Origin of the sequence: Streptomyces sp. NPDC008137, assembly GCF_042957035.1 — a bacterium.
Taxonomy (GTDB): domain Bacteria; phylum Actinomycetota; class Actinomycetes; order Streptomycetales; family Streptomycetaceae; genus Streptomyces.
In genome coordinates this window covers 282639-302224 of record NZ_JBIBHN010000009.1, presented here as the reverse complement: position 1 = coordinate 302224, position 19586 = coordinate 282639, and the positions used below count along the sequence as shown (strand labels likewise).

General features: G+C 68.9%; 16 protein-coding genes and 2 tRNA genes. 5 read left to right on the top strand and 13 right to left on the bottom strand.

Annotated elements, in window-relative coordinates; translation table 11 throughout:
- The first annotated feature begins 124 nt into the window (after positions 1-124).
- On the top strand, positions 125-379 hold the full coding sequence (gene crgA / locus ACFZBT_RS18270) for a cell division protein CrgA (protein ID WP_391104359.1): 255 nt from the start codon (positions 125-127) through the stop codon (positions 377-379).
- Positions 380-683: 304 nt separating this feature from the next.
- Here crgA and ACFZBT_RS18265 read toward each other — a convergent pair whose 3' ends face one another.
- Positions 684-1574: a rhomboid family intramembrane serine protease gene (locus ACFZBT_RS18265; protein WP_391104356.1), complete on the bottom strand. Its 891-nt coding sequence runs from the start codon at positions 1572-1574 to the stop codon at positions 684-686.
- A 218-nt stretch (positions 1575-1792) separates the two neighbouring features.
- A complete protein-coding gene (locus ACFZBT_RS18260; protein ID WP_391104353.1) occupies positions 1793-2320 on the bottom strand; it encodes a peptidylprolyl isomerase in 528 nt (175 codons plus the stop codon).
- Between the two features lie 354 nt (positions 2321-2674).
- Here ACFZBT_RS18260 and ACFZBT_RS18255 point away from each other — a divergent pair, with 354 nt between their 5' ends.
- Positions 2675-3376: a DUF5324 family protein gene (locus ACFZBT_RS18255; protein WP_391104350.1), complete on the top strand. Its 702-nt coding sequence runs from the start codon at positions 2675-2677 to the stop codon at positions 3374-3376.
- Between the two features lie 274 nt (positions 3377-3650).
- On the opposite strand, the gene ACFZBT_RS18250 is transcribed toward ACFZBT_RS18255, so the two are convergent.
- A tRNA-Ala gene (locus ACFZBT_RS18250) sits at positions 3651-3723 on the bottom strand.
- A 181-nt stretch (positions 3724-3904) separates the two neighbouring features.
- On the opposite strand from ACFZBT_RS18250, the gene ACFZBT_RS18245 reads away from it, so the two are divergent.
- Complete coding sequence (locus tag ACFZBT_RS18245; protein ID WP_391104347.1) at positions 3905-4453, top strand: helix-turn-helix domain-containing protein; 549 nt, start codon at positions 3905-3907, stop codon at positions 4451-4453.
- A 303-nt stretch (positions 4454-4756) separates the two neighbouring features.
- Positions 4757-6277: a protein kinase gene (locus ACFZBT_RS18240; protein ID WP_391104344.1), complete on the top strand. Its 1521-nt coding sequence runs from the start codon at positions 4757-4759 to the stop codon at positions 6275-6277.
- A 70-nt stretch (positions 6278-6347) separates the two neighbouring features.
- Here ACFZBT_RS18240 and ACFZBT_RS18235 read toward each other — a convergent pair whose 3' ends face one another.
- Both ACFZBT_RS18235 and ACFZBT_RS18230 read right to left on the bottom strand, forming a co-directional pair.
- Positions 6348-7733, bottom strand: a complete 1386-nt coding sequence (locus tag ACFZBT_RS18235; protein ID WP_391104341.1) for a hypothetical protein — start codon at positions 7731-7733, stop codon at positions 6348-6350.
- Between the two features lie 170 nt (positions 7734-7903).
- Complete coding sequence (locus ACFZBT_RS18230) at positions 7904-8032, bottom strand: DLW-39 family protein (RefSeq protein WP_003999697.1); 129 nt, start codon at positions 8030-8032, stop codon at positions 7904-7906.
- 337 nt (positions 8033-8369) lie between these two features.
- Between ACFZBT_RS18230 and ACFZBT_RS18225 the strand changes: the two genes are divergently transcribed.
- Positions 8370-8696 (top strand): DUF6344 domain-containing protein, encoded by a 327-nt coding sequence (locus tag ACFZBT_RS18225; RefSeq protein WP_391104338.1) that lies wholly within the window; start codon positions 8370-8372, stop codon positions 8694-8696.
- Between the two features lie 158 nt (positions 8697-8854).
- Here ACFZBT_RS18225 and ACFZBT_RS18220 read toward each other — a convergent pair.
- From ACFZBT_RS18220 to dnaN, 8 genes are all read right to left on the bottom strand, one after another.
- A tRNA-Ile gene (locus ACFZBT_RS18220) sits at positions 8855-8931 on the bottom strand.
- Positions 8932-9055: 124 nt separating this feature from the next.
- Complete coding sequence (locus ACFZBT_RS18215) at positions 9056-9904, bottom strand: DUF3566 domain-containing protein (protein WP_391104335.1); 849 nt, start codon at positions 9902-9904, stop codon at positions 9056-9058.
- Positions 9905-9922: 18 nt separating this feature from the next.
- Positions 9923-12517 carry a DNA gyrase subunit A gene (gyrA, locus tag ACFZBT_RS18210; RefSeq protein ID WP_391104332.1) on the bottom strand — a complete coding sequence of 865 codons (2595 nt, stop codon included), beginning with the start codon at positions 12515-12517 and terminating at the stop codon, positions 9923-9925.
- Positions 12518-12559: 42 nt separating this feature from the next.
- Complete coding sequence (gyrB, locus tag ACFZBT_RS18205) at positions 12560-14620, bottom strand: DNA topoisomerase (ATP-hydrolyzing) subunit B (RefSeq protein WP_391104329.1); 2061 nt, start codon at positions 14618-14620, stop codon at positions 12560-12562.
- A gap of 399 nt (positions 14621-15019) precedes the next feature.
- Positions 15020-15565 (bottom strand): DciA family protein, encoded by a 546-nt coding sequence (locus tag ACFZBT_RS18200; protein WP_391104326.1) that lies wholly within the window; start codon positions 15563-15565, stop codon positions 15020-15022.
- Positions 15562-16683, bottom strand: a complete 1122-nt coding sequence (recF, locus tag ACFZBT_RS18195) for a DNA replication/repair protein RecF (RefSeq protein WP_391104323.1) — start codon at positions 16681-16683, stop codon at positions 15562-15564. The genes ACFZBT_RS18200 and recF overlap by 4 nt, the downstream gene beginning before the upstream one ends.
- A 58-nt stretch (positions 16684-16741) precedes the next feature.
- Positions 16742-17617, bottom strand: a complete 876-nt coding sequence (gnd, locus tag ACFZBT_RS18190; RefSeq protein WP_391104320.1) for a phosphogluconate dehydrogenase (NAD(+)-dependent, decarboxylating) — start codon at positions 17615-17617, stop codon at positions 16742-16744.
- A gap of 175 nt (positions 17618-17792) precedes the next feature.
- Entirely contained in the window at positions 17793-18923 is a 1131-nt protein-coding gene (dnaN, locus tag ACFZBT_RS18185) for a DNA polymerase III subunit beta (protein WP_382492188.1), read from the bottom strand.
- Positions 18924-19586: the final 663 nt, after the last annotated feature.

Genomic DNA, 19586 nt, shown 5'->3' with positions numbered 1-19586 from the left:
TTCGGCGCCACGGAAGCACTACGCTAACGGACGACCGGGGGAGCACTCAGAGTCCCCTTACGCTGCCCCGAGCCAGACCCAGATCCCTGCGCGGCCACGCAGCGCATCGACAGGAGAGACCCTCGTGCCGAAGTCACGTATCCGCAAGAAGGCCGACTACACGCCGCCGCCGGCGAAGCAGGCAGCGGCCATCAAGCTGACCAACCGTTCCTGGGTCGCGCCCGTCATGCTGGCCATGTTCCTCGTCGGCCTGGCCTGGATCGTCGTCTTCTACGTCACGGACGGCTCGCTGCCCATCGACTCGCTGGGCAACTGGAATATCGTGGTCGGCTTCGGTTTCATCGCCGCCGGATTCGGTGTCTCCACCCAGTGGAAGTAACGGCCGCCGAACGGTGACCGCGGCTCTGCCCGCAGCTCTACCCAGGGTTGTTCGCTGAGTTATCCACAGGAGTTATCCACAGGTGGAAAAGAAAAGACGATCTGTGGATAACTCGTTGAGTGTTGACGCCAGTACGACGGAAGTACCGCAGTTCGAAAACCTGTTCGCCCCCTGCCTGACCTGCAGAAACGCAGGCCGGTGACAGGGGGCACATGTGTTCCCGCACCGTGTGCACAAGATTCGCCACCCGCTGTGGACAACATCACGTCCGGCGTCGCGCTCAGCTTCACGCTCAGCATCACGCTCAGCTGAGCTGGGCCGTCCTCAGGAGGGTCAGCAGGACTACCACGCCGAGGACCAGCGCACAGGTGCCGTACTGGACCAGTGCACGGTGCGCGCGGGGGGCGTGGACCATGGCGTATCCGACGACGACACCGGCGACGAGACCGCCGATGTGGGCCTGCCAGGAGATGTTGAAGCCCGGGCTGAAGGTGAAGATCAGGTTGATCACCAGCAGCGCGATGATCGGCCGCATGTCGTAGTTGAGCCGGCGCATCAGTACGGCCGTGGCGCCGAAGAGGCCGAAGATCGCGCCCGAGGCGCCCAGCGTGGCCGTGTTCGGGGAGGCCAGCAGATAGGCCAGGGCACTGCCCGCGAGACCTGAGACCAGGTAGAGCGCGAGGTAGCGGACACGGCCGAGGGCCGCTTCGAGCGGGCCGCCGAGCCACCACAGGCTGAGCATGTTGAACGCGATGTGCCAGATCTCCTGGTGCGTGAACATCGAGGTCACCATGCGGTACCACTCGCCTCCCGCCACGCCCTGGGTGGGTGTGAAGGGCGCCGGCGGCCAGGCGCCGAGCAGGACGATGTCGGTGAGGATCGACTCGCGGACCTGCACGGCGATGAACACCGCCAGGTTGATGCCGATGAGGATCTTGGTCAGCAGTCGGGGGTCGGAGGCGATCGCGCCGCCCGCCATCGTCCGGGGCATGGCGGCCGTGGGCGAGTGCCCTGTGCCGGAGCCGGTGCGGACGCATTCGGGGCACTGGAATCCGACGGAGGCGTTGACCATGCACTCGGGGCAGATCGGGCGCTCGCAGCGGGTGCAGCGGATGCCGGTCTCGCGGTCCGGGTGGCGGTAGCACATGGGGACGCTGTGGGCGTCCTGCGGGCTGCCCGCAGCCTGGTCGTCCATGAGATCCCCTATGTCGTGGAAGCCGTGGTTCTGTGGTGGAAGCCGTGGGTCCTGAGACCCGGTGGCCGTTGGTCCTGAGACCCGGTGGCCGTTGGTCCTGCCGCGGGTCTTGCCGTGGGTCCTGCCGTGGGTCGTGAAAGCCGTGGTGGGAAAAGCCCCGCCCCGCTCATCCTTACGGATGAGCGGGGCGATTGGTTCCCCTGTGGGGGCCTTCGTGCTCAGCGCGTCTCGATGACGACCGACTCGATGACCACGTCGTTGACCGGGCGGTCGGTGCGCGGGTTCGTCTGGATCGCGGCGATGGTGTCCACGACCTTCTGGCTGGCCGCGTCGGTGACCTCGCCGAAGATGGTGTGCTTGCGGTTCAGCCATGCCGTCGGGGAGACGGTGACGAAGAACTGCGAGCCGTTGGTGCCCGGGCCGGCGTTGGCCATCGCCAGCAGGTAGGGCTTGTCGAAGCGCAGGTCCGGGTGGAACTCGTCCTCGAACTGGTAGCCGGGACCGCCGGTGCCGTTGCCCAGCGGGTCACCGCCCTGGATCATGAAGCCACTGATCACCCGGTGGAAGACCGTACCGTCGTAGAGCCTGTCCGTGGACTTCTTCCCCGTCTCGGGGTGGGTCCACTCCCGCTCGCCCTGGGCGAGCTCGACGAAGTTCTTGACCGTCTTGGGGGCGTGGTTCGGCAGAAGCCGGACTTCGATGTCGCCGTGGTTGGTCTTCAGGGTGGCGTAGAGCTGCTCAGCCACGATCCTGCCTTCCGTTGTCTTTCCGTGACTCCCTGATCCTCGCATGGACGGCGCTCCACGTCGCCTGACCTCCGTTCGCCGGGGGGGGAACCGGGCCGATCGGTTGCGGAAATCCAGTCGAGTAGTCCCGGGGCGGGGGCGCTCGACGTCGATCCGTGGCATTGTCGACGACAAGCTCCTGTTGCCCCCGATTCATCCGCTATTGCACGTGATCGGTTTTCGGCCCGAGAGGGCCCGGGGCCGTTTCCCGTGACCCGGATGCCCGTCCGCGCATGCCTGGCGGCGCTCCCGGAGGCATGATCCGTAAAAGGGTGGAAAGTCGAAATACCGTACGCCACCGAGGAGGAGGAACCCGTGACCCGCATCGACAGCGTGCGCGCCGCGACCGGTTCGGCGAAGGACAGCGTGCTGCACGCCGCGGAAGTGGTGGCGCCCTACGCCGACACGGCCAAGGACAGGGCAACGCACTACGCACACGAGGCACGCGTACGGCTGGCACCCAAGGTGACCCAGGCCGCCGGACAGGCACGCGTTCAGTACGGCGCCCATGTGCAGCCGTATCTGGAGCAGGCCCGTACCCATGTGCCGCCGAAGGTCGACCAGGCCGCCCACGAAGCCGCCGTCCGTACGCGCAAGGCCGCGAAGCAGGCGGCGGACTACTCCCGCCCGAGGCTTGAGCAGGCGATGGCCGCGGCCGGGCCCGTCACGACCGAGGCCGCCGCCCGGAGTGTGGCCGCGATGGCCGCGCTGCGCGGTCAGGTCTCGTCGAAGGAGATCCAGAAGCTGGTCCGCAAGCAGGAACGTCGGGCGAGGGCCGGCCGCGCCGTGAAGACGCTGGCGATTCTGGGTGCTCTCGCCGGTGGTGCCTTCGCCGCCTGGAAGTGGTGGGACAAGCAGGCCAACCCTGACTGGCTGGTGGAGCCGCCCGCCGCGACCGAGGTTCCCGAGTCGGGCCGGTTGTCCTCCGTGGACGGCAGCGGCCAGTCGGTCCTGGACCCGGAGGTCGAGGCCAAGCAGGCCGAGGACGAGGCCGCTCGGCGCGACGACCGTTCCTGACGGCCGCCGGGCACCAGCACGGCGGGGCGGGAGATTCGAGGTCCGGCTTTGAGAGCCGGGCGTGAGGGTCTCCCGTCCCGCCGTGCTGTTTCACGTGAAACAGCACGGCGGGGCTCAAGGTGGCGTCGCCGGGATCACTCGCACCCCAGATACTCAACTTGCGGCGAGCCATTGGTCTTCCTCGTCGAACACCTGCCGCGCCTGCTCGGACACCGGTTGGGGACAAAAAACACCCCCCTGACTGTGTTTCCGCAGTTCAGAGGGGTGCAACGTGTGGAGCCTAGGGGAGTCGAACCCCTGACATCTGCCATGCAAAGACAGCGCTCTACCAACTGAGCTAAGGCCCCGGAAGGAGACATCCGCCCGGACGAAGCATGTCCCGGCGGGCGTCGGAGACCAGAGTACCGGGTCACCCCCGTGATTCCGCAAAAAGATTGGGGGTCCCCGTCGCCGACCACTCTCCGTAAGATGCTCGGCGTGGTTCGCTACCGCGAACCGCCGTACATGGGGAAGCGATGGGGAGACGCAATGGACGCCGCACAGCAGGAAGCCACCGCAAGAGCGCGGGAACTGCAGCGGAACTGGTACGGGGAGCCGTTGGGGGCGCTCTTCCGTAGGCTCATCGACGATCTTGGTCTCAACCAGGCTCGTCTCGCGGGGGTTCTTGGACTGTCCGCACCCATGCTGTCGCAGCTGATGAGCGGGCAGCGGGCGAAGATCGGCAACCCGGCCGTCGTGCAGCGCGTGCAGCTGCTGCAGGACCTGGCGGGGCAGGTCGCGGACGGCAGCGTGAGCGCGGCCGAGGCCACTGAGCGCATGGAGGAGATCAAGAAGTCACAGGGGGGCTCGGTGTTGAGCAACACCACACAGACGACGACCAGTTCGGGAGCGCCCACGGTCAAGCGCGTGGTCCGCGAGATCCAGTCGCTGCTGCGCTCGGTCGCGGCGGCGGGCGACATCATCGACGCCGCGGAGACCCTCGCCCCGACCCACCCGGAACTGGCAGAGTTCCTCCGGGTGTACGGCGCCGGCCGTACCTCGGACGCGGTGGCGCACTACCAGTCCCACCAGAGCTGATCGCACCGCCCGGCAGCCGAAGGGGGTTCGGCAGCCGAGCGGGGTGATCTGACGGGGGACACCGACCGGCGTGACGGGGGACAACGCACGGCACGGGCGGACACGAGGGGGCGTGTCACGCACGGGGGACCGGTCGGCGCGAGCGGGTTCTCCCGCGCAACGGGGGTCGCGACGGGGGAGTCGTATCGCTCATCGGGGGTCGTATCACTCATCGGGGGATTGGTCTCGCTCGTCGGGGAGTCGCAACACCCGGTGAGGGGGAAGCAAGGGGGGTAGCCGCAGGGGGAGGAGCGACGTACAGCCATGGGTGAGGTCTTCGCCGGACGGTACGAACTGGTCGACCCGATCGGGCGCGGAGGGGTCGGTGCCGTCTGGCGCGCCTGGGACCACCGCCGCGGTCGCTACGTGGCCGCCAAGGTCCTGCTCCAGAGCGACGCGCACTCGCTGCTGCGCTTCGTGCGCGAGCAGGCCCTGCGGATCGACCACCCGCATGTGCTCGCTCCCTCCAGCTGGGCCGCCGACGACGACAAGGTCCTCTTCACCATGGACCTGGTGGCCGGCGGTTCCCTGGTCCATCTCGTCGGGGACTACGGCCCCCTGCCCCCGGCCTTCGTCTGCACTCTGCTCGACCAACTGCTGGCGGGGCTGGCCGCGGTGCACGCGGAGGATGTCGTGCACCGTGACGTCAAACCCGCCAACGTGCTGCTGGAGGCCACCGGCACGGGCCGGCCGCGGCTGCGGCTGTCGGACTTCGGCATCGCGATGCGGCTGGGCGAGCCCCGCCTGACGGAGACCAACCTCGTGGTGGGAACGCCCGGCTATCTCGCGCCCGAGCAGTTGATGGGCGCCGAACCCGACTTCCCCGCCGACCTGTTCGGCGCGGGACTGGTCGCGCTGTATCTGCTGGAGGGGGCCAAGCCGGACAGCAAGGCGCTCATCCAGTACTTCGCCGAGCATGGGACACCCGGTGCGCCCCAGGGCATTCCCGAGCCGTTGTGGCAGGTGGTGGCCATGCTGCTGCAGCCGGACCCGCAGGCGCGGTTCCGTACGGCCACGGGGGCGCGCAAGGCGCTCGCCGCCGCAGCGGAGCTCCTCCCGGAGCCCGGCCCGGACGACGAGCTGATCGAGATCTTCGACCAACTCGGCCCGCTTCCCCCGGGGTTCGCCCCCGAGGGCCCACTGGAGAGAGCGCGGGGGCTGGGCCGCACGGACCGGAGGGGAGAGCCGTCCGGCCCCGGGCGGGACGCGGCGCCGCCGGACGACAACGGCCGTGCCAGGTCGGCCCCTGGCCAGGAGGCCGCACAGCGCGACCCCCGCCAGGTCCCCGGGGATCCCGGCCCGTCAGCCACCCCGTCCACCCCTGCTCAGCCGCCCTCCATGTCGGACACGGGCAGCTTCCACCTGCCGCCTCCGCAGGCCACCGGCACCTCCTCCCCCACGCCCGACGCCCGGCCCCACGACGCACAAGCCCCGCACCCGCCGGAGCCGCCCGTCTCCCCCTACGACACCACCCACCGGCTGCACACCTCCCAGCCGCTCCCACCGGCGTACTCCGGTCACGCGAGCCACCCCGGCCAGCCTCTGCCCCCCACAGCGCACTACTCCACCGGCACCTCCACGGCCTCATACACCGCCCAGACCCCACATCACGCCCCACAGGTCCCACAGGTCCCACAGGCCCCTCCACCCGCCCGGGCCGCTTCCCGGCATCGCGCGGTACGGCAGCGCCGCCGCCCCGGCCCTCCGGCCAAGGTGGCGGTTCCGCTCCTGCTGCTCGCCCTGGCCTGCTACGCCGTCGGCTTCTGGGCCCTGACGCGCATCTGAGCCCGCGGCCGGTCCCGCGCGGGCATCAGCCCCGGCGAGGAACCTGCGAGCGACCGGCGAGGGGCCGGCGCTACTGGGCAGCGCTCCGCCGACGGGCCATCACGGTCCACACCCCGAGCCCCACCAGCAGCGCGCTCCCGGTGCCGATCCCGCCCACGGCGACCGCCCGCATCGCGGTGTCGCCGCCCCCTGCCACGCCCTCCGCCGCCGCCTCACGCTCCTGGTCCGAGACCTCGAAGACACCGGCAGGCTCGGACTCCCCCACATACTCGGGCCCGCTCTTCGCCGCTCCGCTCACCCGGACGCGCAGCGTCATCGCGAACGGCCCGTCCCCGAAGGTGTCGGCGACGCTCTCCGCGAGATGCGCGACGAGGTAGTAGGAGCCGGCGAAGCGCATGGCGCTGACCTGGGCCGTGGCCGCGTTGCGGTTGGCGTGGTCGACCGGCGGCAGAGGAGGCAGGCTGCCGGCGTTCTGATCGCCGTCGTAGCCGACGCTCACATCGGCGACGTGCCCGCGGGCGGGGTTGTAGAGGGCCAGGTCCAGGGCGCCGGACGTGTAGCCGGTGCCGCCGGAGTCCGTACTGCCCAGTTCGGCGGTGGCGTGGAGCTGCCGACCCCAGTCGAGCGGCACCTCGTAGAAGACCGTCTGGCCGGGCCGGATGTGGTCCCGCCAGACGCCCTGGTCGAGGGGGGTCGCCCCGGCGAACCCCGCACCGCCCTCGCGGCGCTCGGCCTTCCCCTGGATCGGCTGGGGCGTGGCGGAGTTCCACACCTCGGGCGCGCCGGTCGGCCCGTCCTTCGCCGTCCGCGGCTCCGTCATGGCGAGAAGCTCCAGGTCCCAGGCGTCCGGCGAGGAGCCCTCGCCCTTCGGGTCGACCCGCTCGACGGACACGTAATAGGTGCCGGCCTTGCGGCACAGGGCCTTGGTCGGCGAGATCTCGCGCATGCCCCACGCCGCGATCGGATGCGGACTACGGGCGGCGCCGAAGCTCGCGGTGTCGACGGAGCAGGAGTTGCCCTCGGCGTCCTGGACGGACACCCTCAGCCCGTCGATGACGGAGACGGTGCTGTCGGGGGAGGGGGCGGCGGTGACGGACACATACGCGTTCGACGCGGCGTCGAGTTCGATGCTGTAGCTGACCTTGCCGCTGCTCGGGAGCGAGCTCTTGTAGGCGGTGCCGGGCTGCAGGATCTCGGCGTCCGCGGTGCTCCTCGCCCCGTCGACGCTCCGGGCGCCGTCGGCGAAGGCGTACGGGCCCGGCGTCGCGGCCGCCCCGGAGGCCTCCCCGGAGGCCCCGGCAGCGGCCAGGGCGGCCGGTACAGGCGTCACGGAAGCCATCGCGCCCAGCACCACCCCGACGACCCCCAGGCGCACGCCCCCCAGGCGCACGGCCACCACCGGACGACCGCGCCGCACGCCCTCGCGCCCCCACGCCGTACGACACCGTCCCCTCACGCGCCACCCCTCACGTCACCGGACCTCACGTCACCGGGCTCCACGTCACCGGACCGCACCACCATGAACCCGCGAGCCGTGGCCCATCCTGCCCGCACGGCCGGCTCCAGGACACACAAAACCCCGACCGCGAGGCGGCCGGGGGTGTGCTCGGTCTGGGATGTCGTGACTCACGAACCCGTGGGCACGGAGTCGGTCGCCTCCGTCCACAGGTCCTGCTCGGCGCGATCCGCCTGGATCTGGCGGTACACGAGGAGCCCGCCGATGGCGGCCAGTGCGACCAGGAGAAGCTTCTTCACCGCGCGACCTCGTCTTTCGTTGACGTAGGGGACCTCTGGCGCCCGACTATACACACCGACCGATACCGATCGGTGACCTGAGTCGGACCTCAACTCCCTTCCCGGGAACCGGGATAGAAGCGGAGTTCGCCGCTCCGATCGGAGGGTGATCACACCCCGACGGACGGTTACTTTGGGCCCCCTTCTCCTCTCTCCTCACATTTTCACCCCTCTTGCGCCCATCCGAGTGGTGTTCATCGGAACATCGCCGCGCCACGGGCGTCGGTCCACCACTTCTCAGCCCTCATACACATCATGAGGAAAGTACGCAAATCGCCCGACCCGAAAGTGAGGGGCCATGGCCCGGAACAAGGTCATGAAGCTGTGGACCGCCATCGTCACCGCCTTCCTGGCGCTGTGCACGAAGCTCGGATTCGTCAGCACGACCGCCACTCCGGCGGTAGCGCAGAGCGAGCCGGGGCGCAACATCGAGCGCATCCCGCACCAGCGAACGGCATCGGCGACGTCTCCCGCATCCCTGGCGAAAGCCCTGCCCCCCACGATGAAACAGCGCATCCGGGCCGAGGCCCACGGCAAGACCCCCCGCTGCCGCCACCGCCCGCTCGCGGGCACCGACGCGGAGTCGGACCCCATGGCGGACTACCTCGCTCCCCTCCAGCGCTGAAATCCCCGGACCATCCCATCCGAACGGCGACCCTGCGTACAGGCCCGGCGGCTCGACAGAGCAGCCGGGCTTCTTCATGTCCCGCTACCCCGCCCACGCCACGCCCCCCTCGGGACGCAGAAAACCCCCAACCGCTACCGGTTGGGGGTTCACCATGCTGGTGGGGCTAACAGGATTTGAACCTGTGGCCTCATCCTTATCAGGGATGCGCTCTAACCAACTGAGCTATAGCCCCGCCGCGCTGTGCGGGGTGTGTCCCGCGCGCTGACTCCTGAAGATTAGCGCACGACATGGGCAGTCCCAAAATCGGTTGTCGGGACTACGTCAATCCATGTCAAAGAGCCGTGTCACGCGTCATGTCACTCGTCCTCGGCGAGCGTCAGCTCCACACCGCCGACGAAGCCCGCGGACAGGTTGTAGATGAACGCGCCGAGGGTCGCGAGGGCCGTCGCCAGGACGACGTCGATGACCGCGATGACCGAGGTGAACATCAGGACGTTGGGCAGCGACAGGAAGGCCTGCAGGTCGAAGCCGTTGGACTCGTTCGAGCCGGTGGCCTCGGAGATCGTGCCGCCGACCGTCGAGAAGACGCCCATCGCGTCCATCACCATCCACAGCACGGCGGCCGCGACGATCGTGCAGATGCCCAGCGCGATGGAGAGCAGGAAGCTGACCTTCATCACCGACCAGGGGTCGGCCTTGGACACCCGCAGCCGCGCCTTGCGGACGCGGGGCACCGTGCGCGTTCCCGTACGGGGACGCCGTACGGCCCCGGCGGAAGCACCCGCGCCACCCACCCCGCCCGCGCCGCCACCGGCACCGGCCGCCGCCTGCTGCTGTGCCGGATAGGCCTGCGGCGGGTGGTACGGCCCGGCCTGCTGCTGTGCCTGCCGTTCCCCCGGCAGCGGAGAAGCCGTCTCGGCCCCCTTGGGCTGCGGCTGGGGCTGCGGTTGTGGCTGGGCGCCGGATGCGGCCGGGCCCGCTCCAGCACTGTGCTGCTGGGTCTGCGGACCTCGGGTGTCCGTCACACTTCCCCCCTGGGATTTCTGCGTGTCAGGCGAGGTCGAGTCGTCCTTGTCGGCCGGCTTGACCGCCTTCAGGTTGGTCGTGTGCGGGTCCGCAGCACGCGCGGCGGAGCCACGGCCGCCGTCGTCCGTGTCCGTACCCGTCGAGGTACCGCTCGGTCCGGCGCCCGTGGCTCCGCTCACGCTGACTCACTCCTCGTGCTACTCGGACGAGGGCGCCTCACCCTCGTCCGTGCCGGTGGTCGCGGCGCCTTCGGCGGTCTCGTCGACCACGATGTCGCCGTCGACCTCTTCCGCCTCGCGTCCCGCCTCGGCGTTGCGAGCGATGCCGACCACGGCATCGCGCTTGCCCAGATTGATCAGTTGGACGCCCATGGTGTCACGGCCGGTTTCCCTGATCTCGTTGACTCGCGTACGAATCACACCGCCCGACAGCGTGATGGCGAGGATCTCGTCGGTCTCCTCGACCACCAGCGCGCCGACGAGGGAGCCTCGGTCCTCGACGATCTTGGCGGCCTTGATGCCGAGGCCGCCGCGACCCTGGACGCGGTACTCGTCGACGTTGGTCCGCTTCGCGTACCCGCCGTCTGTGGCAGTGAACACGAACGTACCGGGTCGAACAACATTCATCGAGAGCAGCTCGTCGCTCTCGCGGAAGCTCATGCCCTTGACACCCGAGGTGGCACGGCCCATGGGTCGCAGGGTTTCGTCCGACGCGGTGAACCTGATCGATTGGGCCTTCTTGCTGATCAGAAGCAGATCGTCGTCTGCCGAGACCAGTTCGGCTCCGATCAGTTCGTCGTCCGAACCGTCCTCCTGCTCACGGAGGTTGATCGCGATCACACCGCCGGAACGGGGCGAATCGTAATCCTTCAGAGGCGTCTTCTTCACCAGTCCGGCCTTGGTGGCCAGGACGAGGTAGGGAACCGCCTCGTAGTCGCGGATCGCCAGGATCTCGGCGATCGCCTCGTCCGGCTGGAAGGCGAGCAGGTTCGCGACGTGCTGACCCCGCGCGTCCCGGCCGGCGTCGGGCAGCTCGTAGCCCTTGACGCGGTAGACGCGGCCCTTGTTGGTGAAGAACAGCAGCCAGTGGTGCGTGGTGGACACGAAGAAGTGGTCGACGATGTCGTCTTCCTTGAGCTTCGTGCCGCGCACGCCCTTGCCGCCGCGCTTCTGGGCCCGGTAGTCGTCGGTCTTGGTGCGCTTGATGTAGCCGCCCCGGGTGACCGTGACGACGATGTCCTCCTCGGCGATCAGGTCCTCGATGGACATGTCGCCCTCGTACGGGATCAGCTTGGTCTGCCGGTCGTCGCCGTACTTCTCGACGATCGCGGCCAGCTCCTCGCTGACGATCCCGCGCTGGCGGACCGGGCTGGCGAGGATCTCGTTGTACTCGTTGATCTTCGCCTGGAGCTCGTCGTGCTCCTGGACGATCTTCTGGCGCTCCAGGGCGGCGAGCCGGCGCAGCTGCATCTCGAGGATGGCGTTGGCCTGGATCTCGTCGATCTCCAGGAGGTCCATCAGGCCGTGGCGCGCGATCTCGACGGTGTCACTGCGCCGGATCAGCGCGATGACCTCGTCGATGGCGTCCAGGGCCTTCAGCAGACCGCGCAGGATGTGCGCCCGCTCCTCCGCCTTGCGCAGCCGGAAGCGCGTACGGCGGACGATGACCTCGATCTGGTGCGTCACCCAGTGGCGGATGAACGCGTCGAGCGAGAGCGTGCGCGGCACGCCGTCGACCAGCGCCAGCATGTTGGCGCCGAAGTTCGTCTGCAGGTCGGTGTGCTTGTACAGGTTGTTCAGGACGACCTTGGCGACCGCGTCCCGCTTCAGCACGATGACCAGGCGCTGGCCCGTGCGCGACGACGTCTCGTCACGGACGTCGGCGATGCCGCCGATCTTGCCGTCCTTCACCAGGTCGGCGATCTTCTGCGCGAGGTTGTCCGGGTTGACCTGGTACGGCAGCTCCGTCACCACCAGGCACTGGCGGTTCTGGATCTCCTCGACCTCGATGACCGCGCGCATGGTGATGGAGCCGCGGCCCGTGCGGTACGCCTCCTCGATGCCCTTGCGGCCGACGACCAGCGCGCCGGTCGGGAAGTCGGGGCCCTTGATGCGCTCGAGCAGCGCGTCCAGGAGGTCCTCGTGCGAGGCCTCGGGGTTCTCCAGGTACCACTGGGCGCCGGCCGCGACCTCGCGGAGGTTGTGCGGCGGGATGTTGGTCGCCATGCCGACCGCGATACCGGCCGAGCCGTTGATCAGCAGGTTCGGGAAGCGGGCCGGCAGGACGGTCGGCTCCTGGGAGCGGCCGTCGTAGTTGTCCGTGAAGTCGACGGTCTCCTCGTCGATGTCGCGGACCATCTCCATCGACAGCGGCGCCATCTTGCACTCGGTGTACCGCATGGCCGCGGCCGGGTCGTTGCCCGGGGAACCGAAGTTGCCGTTGGAGTCGACGAGCGGCATGCGCATCGACCACGGCTGCGCGAGGCGGACCAGCGCGTCGTAGATGGAGGAGTCGCCGTGCGGGTGGTAGTTGCCCATGACGTCGCCGACGACGCGGGCGCACTTGTAGAAGCCGCGCTCGGGGCGGTAGCCGCCGTCGTACATGGCGTACAGGACACGCCGGTGGACGGGCTTGAGGCCGTCCCGGACGTCCGGCAGCGCACGCGAGACGATGACGGACATCGCGTAGTCGAGGTACGAGCGCTGCATCTCCGTCTCGAGCCCGACGGGCTCGACGCGCATGGCGAGGGCGTCACCCTCGGGCGTCGTCACAGGAGTGTTCTCGTCGGTCATTGCTGGTGAAGGTCCTTCCTGGTGCGGTCAGCTGAGACCGACTCAGATGTCGAGGAAGCGGACGTCCTTGGCGTTGCGCTGGATGAACGCGCGGCGGGCCTCGACGTCCTCGCCCATGAGGACCGAGAACAGGTCGTCGGCCTGGGCGGCGTCGTCGAGGGTGACCTGGCCGAGGACGCGGTGCTCCTGGTCCATGGTCGTGATGCGCAGCTCCTCGGCGTTCATCTCACCGAGACCCTTGAAGCGCTGCACGGAGTCGTCCTTGATGCGCTTGCCGGCGTTGCGGCCCATCTCGATGAGGGCGTCGCGCTCGCGGTCGGAGTACGCGTACTCGAAGTCGTCCTTGCCCCACTTGATCTTGTAGAGCGGCGGACGGGAGAGGTACACGTGCCCGGCCTCGACCAGCGGCCGCATGAAGCGGAACAGGAAGGTCAGCAGCAGGGTGTTGATGTGCTGGCCGTCGACGTCGGCGTCCGCCATCAGGATGATCTTGTGATAGCGGAGCTTCTCGATGTCGAAGTCCTCGTGGACCCCGGTGCCGAAGGCGGAGATCAGCGCCTGGATCTCCTGGTTCTGCAGGATCTTGTCGATCCGCGCCTTCTCGACGTTGAGGATCTTGCCTCGGATCGGGAGGATCGCCTGGTACTCGGGGTTGCGGCCGGACTTGGCCGAGCCGCCGGCGGAGTCACCCTCGACGATGAAGATCTCGCACTTGGTGGGGTCGTTCGACTGGCAGTCGCTCAGCTTGCCCGGGAGGGAGGCCGTCTCCAGCAGGCCCTTGCGGCGCGTCAGGTCGCGCGCCTTGCGGGCCGCCACGCGCGCGGTGGCCGCCTGGATGCCCTTGCGGATGATGTCCGCGGCCTCGTTGGGGTTGCGGTCCAGCCAGTCGGCCAGGTGCTCGTAGACGACGCGCTGGACGAAGGTCTTGACCTCGGTGTTGCCCAGCTTGGTCTTCGTCTGGCCCTCGAACTGGGGCTCGCTCAGCTTGACCGAGATGATCGCGGTCAGACCCTCGCGGATGTCGTCACCGGTGAGGTTGTCGTCCTTCTCGCGCAGCAGCCGCTTGTCGCGCGCGTACTTGTTGATCAGCGAGGTCAGCGCCGACCGGAAGCCCTCCTCGTGCGTACCGCCCTCGTGCGTGTGGATGATGTTGGCGAAGGAGTACACACCCTCGGTGTAGCCGCCGTTCCACTGCATGGCGACCTCGAGGGACAGGTGCTTGTCCTTGTCCTCGGCCTCCAGGTCGATCACGGTGGGGTGCACCACGTCTCCCTTGCGGGAGTTGAGGTACGTCACGAAGTCGACGATGCCGCCCTCGTAGTGGTACGAGACGGCCTTGACCTCGTGCTTCTCGTCCTCGCCGGCCTCGTCCGCACCGGCCGTGGCCTTCGCCGACTCGCGCTCGTCGGCGAGGTTGATCCGCAGCCCCTTGTTGAGGAACGCCATCTCCTGGAAGCGCCGCGACAGCGTCTCGAAGGAGTAGTTCGTGGTCTCGAAGATGTCCGGGTCGGCCCAGAAGGTGACCGTGGTGCCGTGCTCTTCGGTGGCCTCGTGCTGGGCGAGCGGGGCCGTCGGGACGCCCAGCTTGTAGTCCTGCGTCCAGCGGTAGCCGTCCGTCTTGACCTCGACGGCGACCTTGGTCGACAGGGCGTTCACCACGGACACGCCGACGCCGTGCAGACCACCGGAGACCGCGTAGCCGCCGCCGCCGAACTTGCCGCCCGCGTGCAGCACGGTCAGCACGACCTCGACGGCCGGCTTGCCCTCGGTCGGCACGATGCCCACCGGGATGCCACGGCCGTTGTCCACGACCCGTACGCCGCCGTCGGCGAGGATCGTCACGTCGATCGTGTCCGCGTGCCCGGCCAGCGCCTCGTCGACGGAGTTGTCGACGACCTCCTGCACCAGGTGGTGCAGGCCGCGCTCACCGGTCGAGCCGATGTACATGCCGGGCCGCTTGCGGACCGCGTCCAGACCCTCGAGGACGGTGATGGCACTGGCGTCGTACGAGGCGGTGACCTCGCCGTTGGAGGTGATCGCCTCGCTGCTCACGCCTTCGTCGGTGGACGGGATGTTCTCGTTGGGGTTGCCGGAATCGGCCACGAAGCGCCCTTTCTGGCACAGCACGAGCCGGGCTCGTCGGCGGGTTGCCGGAGCGGCTGCGGCATGTTGCGTTGGTAAGCCTTGATCAGCGTTGCTCAGCTTTTCCCGGACGGTCCCCAGCGAGTGGGGCGGGATTGCCTCCAGTCTACCGGTAGCACTGACACTGATGGGGGTTTGCCGGTACCTGAGTCCGCATGTGCCGCCCTCGACGGGTCTTCCCCGACTCCCGATATGCGGATGGGGGCTCCAAGAGGCTCACGGAGGCACTCAGCGCTTCCGGCCGTCAACCCTTGGCTACTTCGGAGTCAGGTCGCTGTTCGCAACCGTGTGCGGTGGCGGAAACGGGTGCTCGGAACGGCTGCGACAGGGCCCCGCCGACCCCATGAGACGTGAGGTAAGTCACCTGTAGGTATCGCCAGGACCACTGCTGCCCGGGGCGCGCAGGGGGCCGTAGCGGCGGGTGGGGACACTGGGACCCAAGACCTTGATCTGCCGCACGGTGCCGTGGCCCAGGTCCTCGTTGAGACGGGCGACCAGAGTCGGGGCGAGCAGCCGCAGGTTCGTCGCCCAGGCCGTCGAGTCGCAGCGCACGACCAGGACGTGCTCGTCCTCGTCGTACCTCTCCGGCACACAGTGGTTCGCCACGTCCTCGCCGACGATCTGCGGCCAGCGGCCCATCACACCGCCCACCGCGGCCGGCGCCTCCCAGCCGCGCTCGGTGATCAGCCGGTTGATCGCCGAGCCGAGCGCCATCGGATCGCGGCCGTCGGCACGCGCGCCGGACCGCAGCCCGCCGCGGCGCGCCTGCTTCTTCTGCTGCGCCGCGTCCCCACGCGCGCGTGCGGCCTCCTTCGCCGCGCGGAGCGCCACGCGCGCGAGGTCGACGCCGGAGGGCTCAGGCGTGTTCTCCGGCTCAGGCGTGTTCTTCGGCTCCTGCGCGCTCATACGCGCTCCACCGCCCCCTCGGACACGGCGAACCGTGTCCCCGACAGCACATGCGGTACGTCATCGTCGACCGCGGCCGTCACCAGGACCTGCTCGCCGGGCGCGACCAGCTCCGCGAGGCGCTCCCGGCGGCGGGTGTCCAGCTCGGCGAAGACATCGTCGAGCACCAGCACCGGCTCATTGCCCTCGGCACGCAGCAGATCGTACGAGGCCAGCCGCAAGGCCAGCGCGTAGGACCAGGACTCGCCGTGCGAGGCGTAGCCCTTGGCAGGCAGCTGGCCGAGCTTCAGCTGGAGATCGTCCCGGTGCGGGCCGACCAGCGTGACGCCCCGCTCGATCTCCTGCTTGCGGGCTTCGGCGAGCGCGGCCATCAGCTGTTCGAACAGGTCCTCGCGGGTATGCGCCTCGCCCGGCGCGGACGGCTTGTACTCCAGGGCTATCGGGCCGCCGCCGGGGGCGAGCTGCTCGTACGCCTTGTCTGCCAGCGGCTGGACGGCGGCGATCAGATCCAGCCGCTGGGCGAGCAGCTCGGCGCCCGCACGCGCCAGGTGCTGGTCCCAGATGTCCAGCGTGGACATGTCCATGCTGCGGCCGCCGTGCCTGCGAGCCAGCGCGGCCGACTTCAGCAGGGTGTTGCGCTGCTTGAGGACCCGGTCGTAGTCCGAACGGACCCCGGCCATACGCGGGGAACGGGCGGTGATCAGCTCGTCGAGGAAGCGCCGCCGCTCACCGGGATCGCCCTTGACCAGGGCGAGATCCTCGGGCGCGAACAGGACGGTCCGTACGATCCCCAGCACGTCACGCGGCTTGACCTGCGAGGACCTGTTGATACGGGCCCGGTTGGCGCGCCCCGGGTTCAGCTCCAGCTCGACCAGCTGCTGCCTCTCACCCTGCCGGACCTGGGCCCGGATGATCGCGCGCTCGGCGCCCATGCGGACCAGGGGAGCGTCGGAGGAGACCCGGTGGCTGCCGAGGGTGGCGAGATAGCCGACAGCCTCGACGAGGTTGGTCTTGCCCTGCCCGTTCGGCCCGACGAAGGCCGTCACCCCCGGATCGAGCGGGACCTCGACCCGGGGATAGGAGCGGAAGTCGGCCAGCGACAGATGCGTGACGTGCATGGTCGTTTCGCCGACCTCCCAGGCCCTCGGGTGTTGCTTACGTGCTCTCGGTCGCGTGCTACTTCTTCTCGACCGCGTGGCCGCCGAACTGGTTCCGCAGCGCCGCGATCATCTTCATCTGAGGCGAGTCCTCCTGGCGGGAGGCGAACCGCGCGAACAGCGACGCGGTGATCGCCGGCAGCGGCACCGCGTGGTCGATCGCGGCCTCCACGGTCCAGCGTCCCTCGCCGGAGTCCTGCGCATAACCCCGGAGCCCGTCCAGGTGCTCGTCCTCGTCGAGCGCGTTGACCGCGAGGTCCAGCAGCCAGGAACGGATGACCGTGCCCTCCTGCCAGGAGCGGAAGACGTCCCGGACGTCGGTCACGGAGTCGACCTTCTCCAGGAGTTCCCAGCCCTCGGCGTAGGCCTGCATCATCGCGTACTCGATGCCGTTGTGGACCATCTTCGCGAAGTGGCCGGCGCCGACCTTGCCCGCGTGTACGGCGCCGAAGTCGCCCGTCGGCTTGAGGGCGTCGAAGACCGGCTGCACCTTGGCGACGTTCTCCTTGTCGCCGCCGTACATCAGCGCGTAGCCGTTCTCCAGGCCCCAGACGCCGCCGGAGACACCGCAGTCGACGAAGCCGATGCCCTTCGCCGCCAGCTCCGCGGCGTGCTTCTCGTCGTCGGTCCAGCGGGAGTTGCCGCCGTCCACGACGACGTCACCGGGCTCCAGCAGATCGGCGAGCTCGTCGATCGTGGACTGCGTGGCCTCGCCTGCCGGGACCATCACCCAGATCACGCGGGGGCCGCCGAGCTTGCCCACAAGCTCCTCCAAGCTGTGGACATCGGCGAGATCCGCGTTGCGGTCGTATCCGAGGACGGTGTGGCCCGCGCGGCGGATCCGCTCGCGCATGTTGCCGCCCATCTTGCCGAGGCCGACGAGACCGAGCTCCATCAGTTGTCTTCCTTAGGGGTACAGGTGTCCGACGTGGCGTTACAGCACTCGCGTGCCGCGTCCGAGCCTAAACCCGGACGCTCGCGCACATCTGTGGGCATACGCGCTCAGTCGTAGGCCCTCACCTGCAGCTTTACCTCCAGCCTGTGGACAACCAGGGGCCGCTTCCGAGCGCTCAGCCGCTGAGCCGCACCGGCATGATCAGGTACTTGTAGGCGTCGTCCGCCTCCGCGTCCAGCGCCGGCTTGCCGCTGAGCAGCGCGGGCTTAGTGGACGTCGTGAAGGACAGCTGCGCGACCGGGGAGTCGATCGCGCTCAGGCCGTCCAGCAGGAACGTCGGGTTGAAGGCGATCGACACGTCGTCGCCCTCCAGCTGGGCGTCGACCCGCTCCACAGCCTGTGCGTCGTCGCTGGAACCGGCCTCCAGGATCAGCACGCCCTGCTCGAAGCTGAGCCGCACCGGGGTGTTGCGCTCGGCGACCAGGGCCACACGCTTGACGGCCTCCACGAAGGGGGCGGTCTCGATGACGGCGACGCTGTTGAACTCCGTCGGGAACAGCGAACGGTACTTCGGGAGGTCGCCCTCCAGCAGACGGGTCGTCGTGCGACGCCCCGCGCCCTCGAAGCCGATCAGGCCCTCGCCCGAGCCCGAGCCGGACAGCGCCAGGATCACCTGGTCGCCGCTGGTCAGAGCCTTGGCGGTGTCCAGGAGCGTCTTGGCGGGCACCAAGGCGACCGCGGAGGCCTCCGGGTTCTCCGGCTTCCACAGGAACTCGCGGACCGCGAAGCGGTAGCGGTCGGTGGACGCCAGCGTGACGGTGTCGCCCTCGATCTCGATGCGCACACCCGTGAGGACGGGCAGCGTGTCGTCACGGCCGGCCGCGATGGCCACCTGCGCGGCCGCGGAGGCGAAGACCTCGCCGGGGACCGTGCCCGTCGCGTTCGGCATCTGCGGCAGGGCCGGGTACTCCTCCACAGGCAGGGTGTGGAGTGTGAACCGGGAGGAGCCGCAGACCACGGTCGCCCGTACACCGTCTGTGGAGATCTCCACCGGCCGGTTGGGGAGTGCGCGGCAGATGTCCGCGAGCAGGCGGCCGGAGACCAGGACCGTGCCCTCCTCGTCGACTTCCGTCTCCACCGAGACCCGCGCGGAGACCTCGTAGTCGAAGCTGGAGAGGCTCAGCTGGCCTTCCTCGGCCTTCAGCAGCAGGCCGGCGAGGACAGGCGCCGGCGGCCGGGCCGGGAGGCTGCGCGCTGCCCAGGCCACTGCCTCCGCGAGTACGTCGCGTTCCACCCGGATCTTCACTGTTGCCGCCTCCTGCTGTTGCCGGCGCTTCTCGCTCTGCCTGGCCTTCGTCGTCTGTCGCGGTGTCGACGGTCCCCAGGACGGGGAGGACACCGGGGACCAGTCTGACGCACCGCACTGACAGTAGGTGCCTCTCGGGGTCAAGTCGTGACGAGGGGCGGTCGGGCTCCGAAGAGCGAGTTGTGCACAGGACCCGCTTCGAAACGAATTCCCAGCTCTCTCTAGTTGGGAGTAGTAGTAGGGGCTGTGGATACCGTGGATAACCCCGTTTGCCCAGCTCAGAGCGGGAATTTTGTCCACCGGTCCTGTGGGTTACGGCAGTGGACAACCTGGTGTCTCTGTGGAGAACAGAAAGTTCTGCACACGCCGTGCACAGGGAGGGGCGAGTTCTCCCCAGCGCCGTCCCCAGCTTTACCCATGTTGCCCACAGCCCAACCCGGCGGGTTTGTGTGACGCCTTTCACTCGACCCGGTGAGGAGGCGCGTCGTGTTGCCGAACAGTGGACAGTGATGTGGAGAAGCCGGTGATCGCTGGGGACAACTCACCCCAGCCTGTGGGTTGTCGGTGGATAACTTGATGCACAGCCTGTGGATCTCCCTGCTGTCCACAGTCTGTGGAGATCGTTCGTCCACGAATCCACATGCGGGTGACCTGGCCTGATGG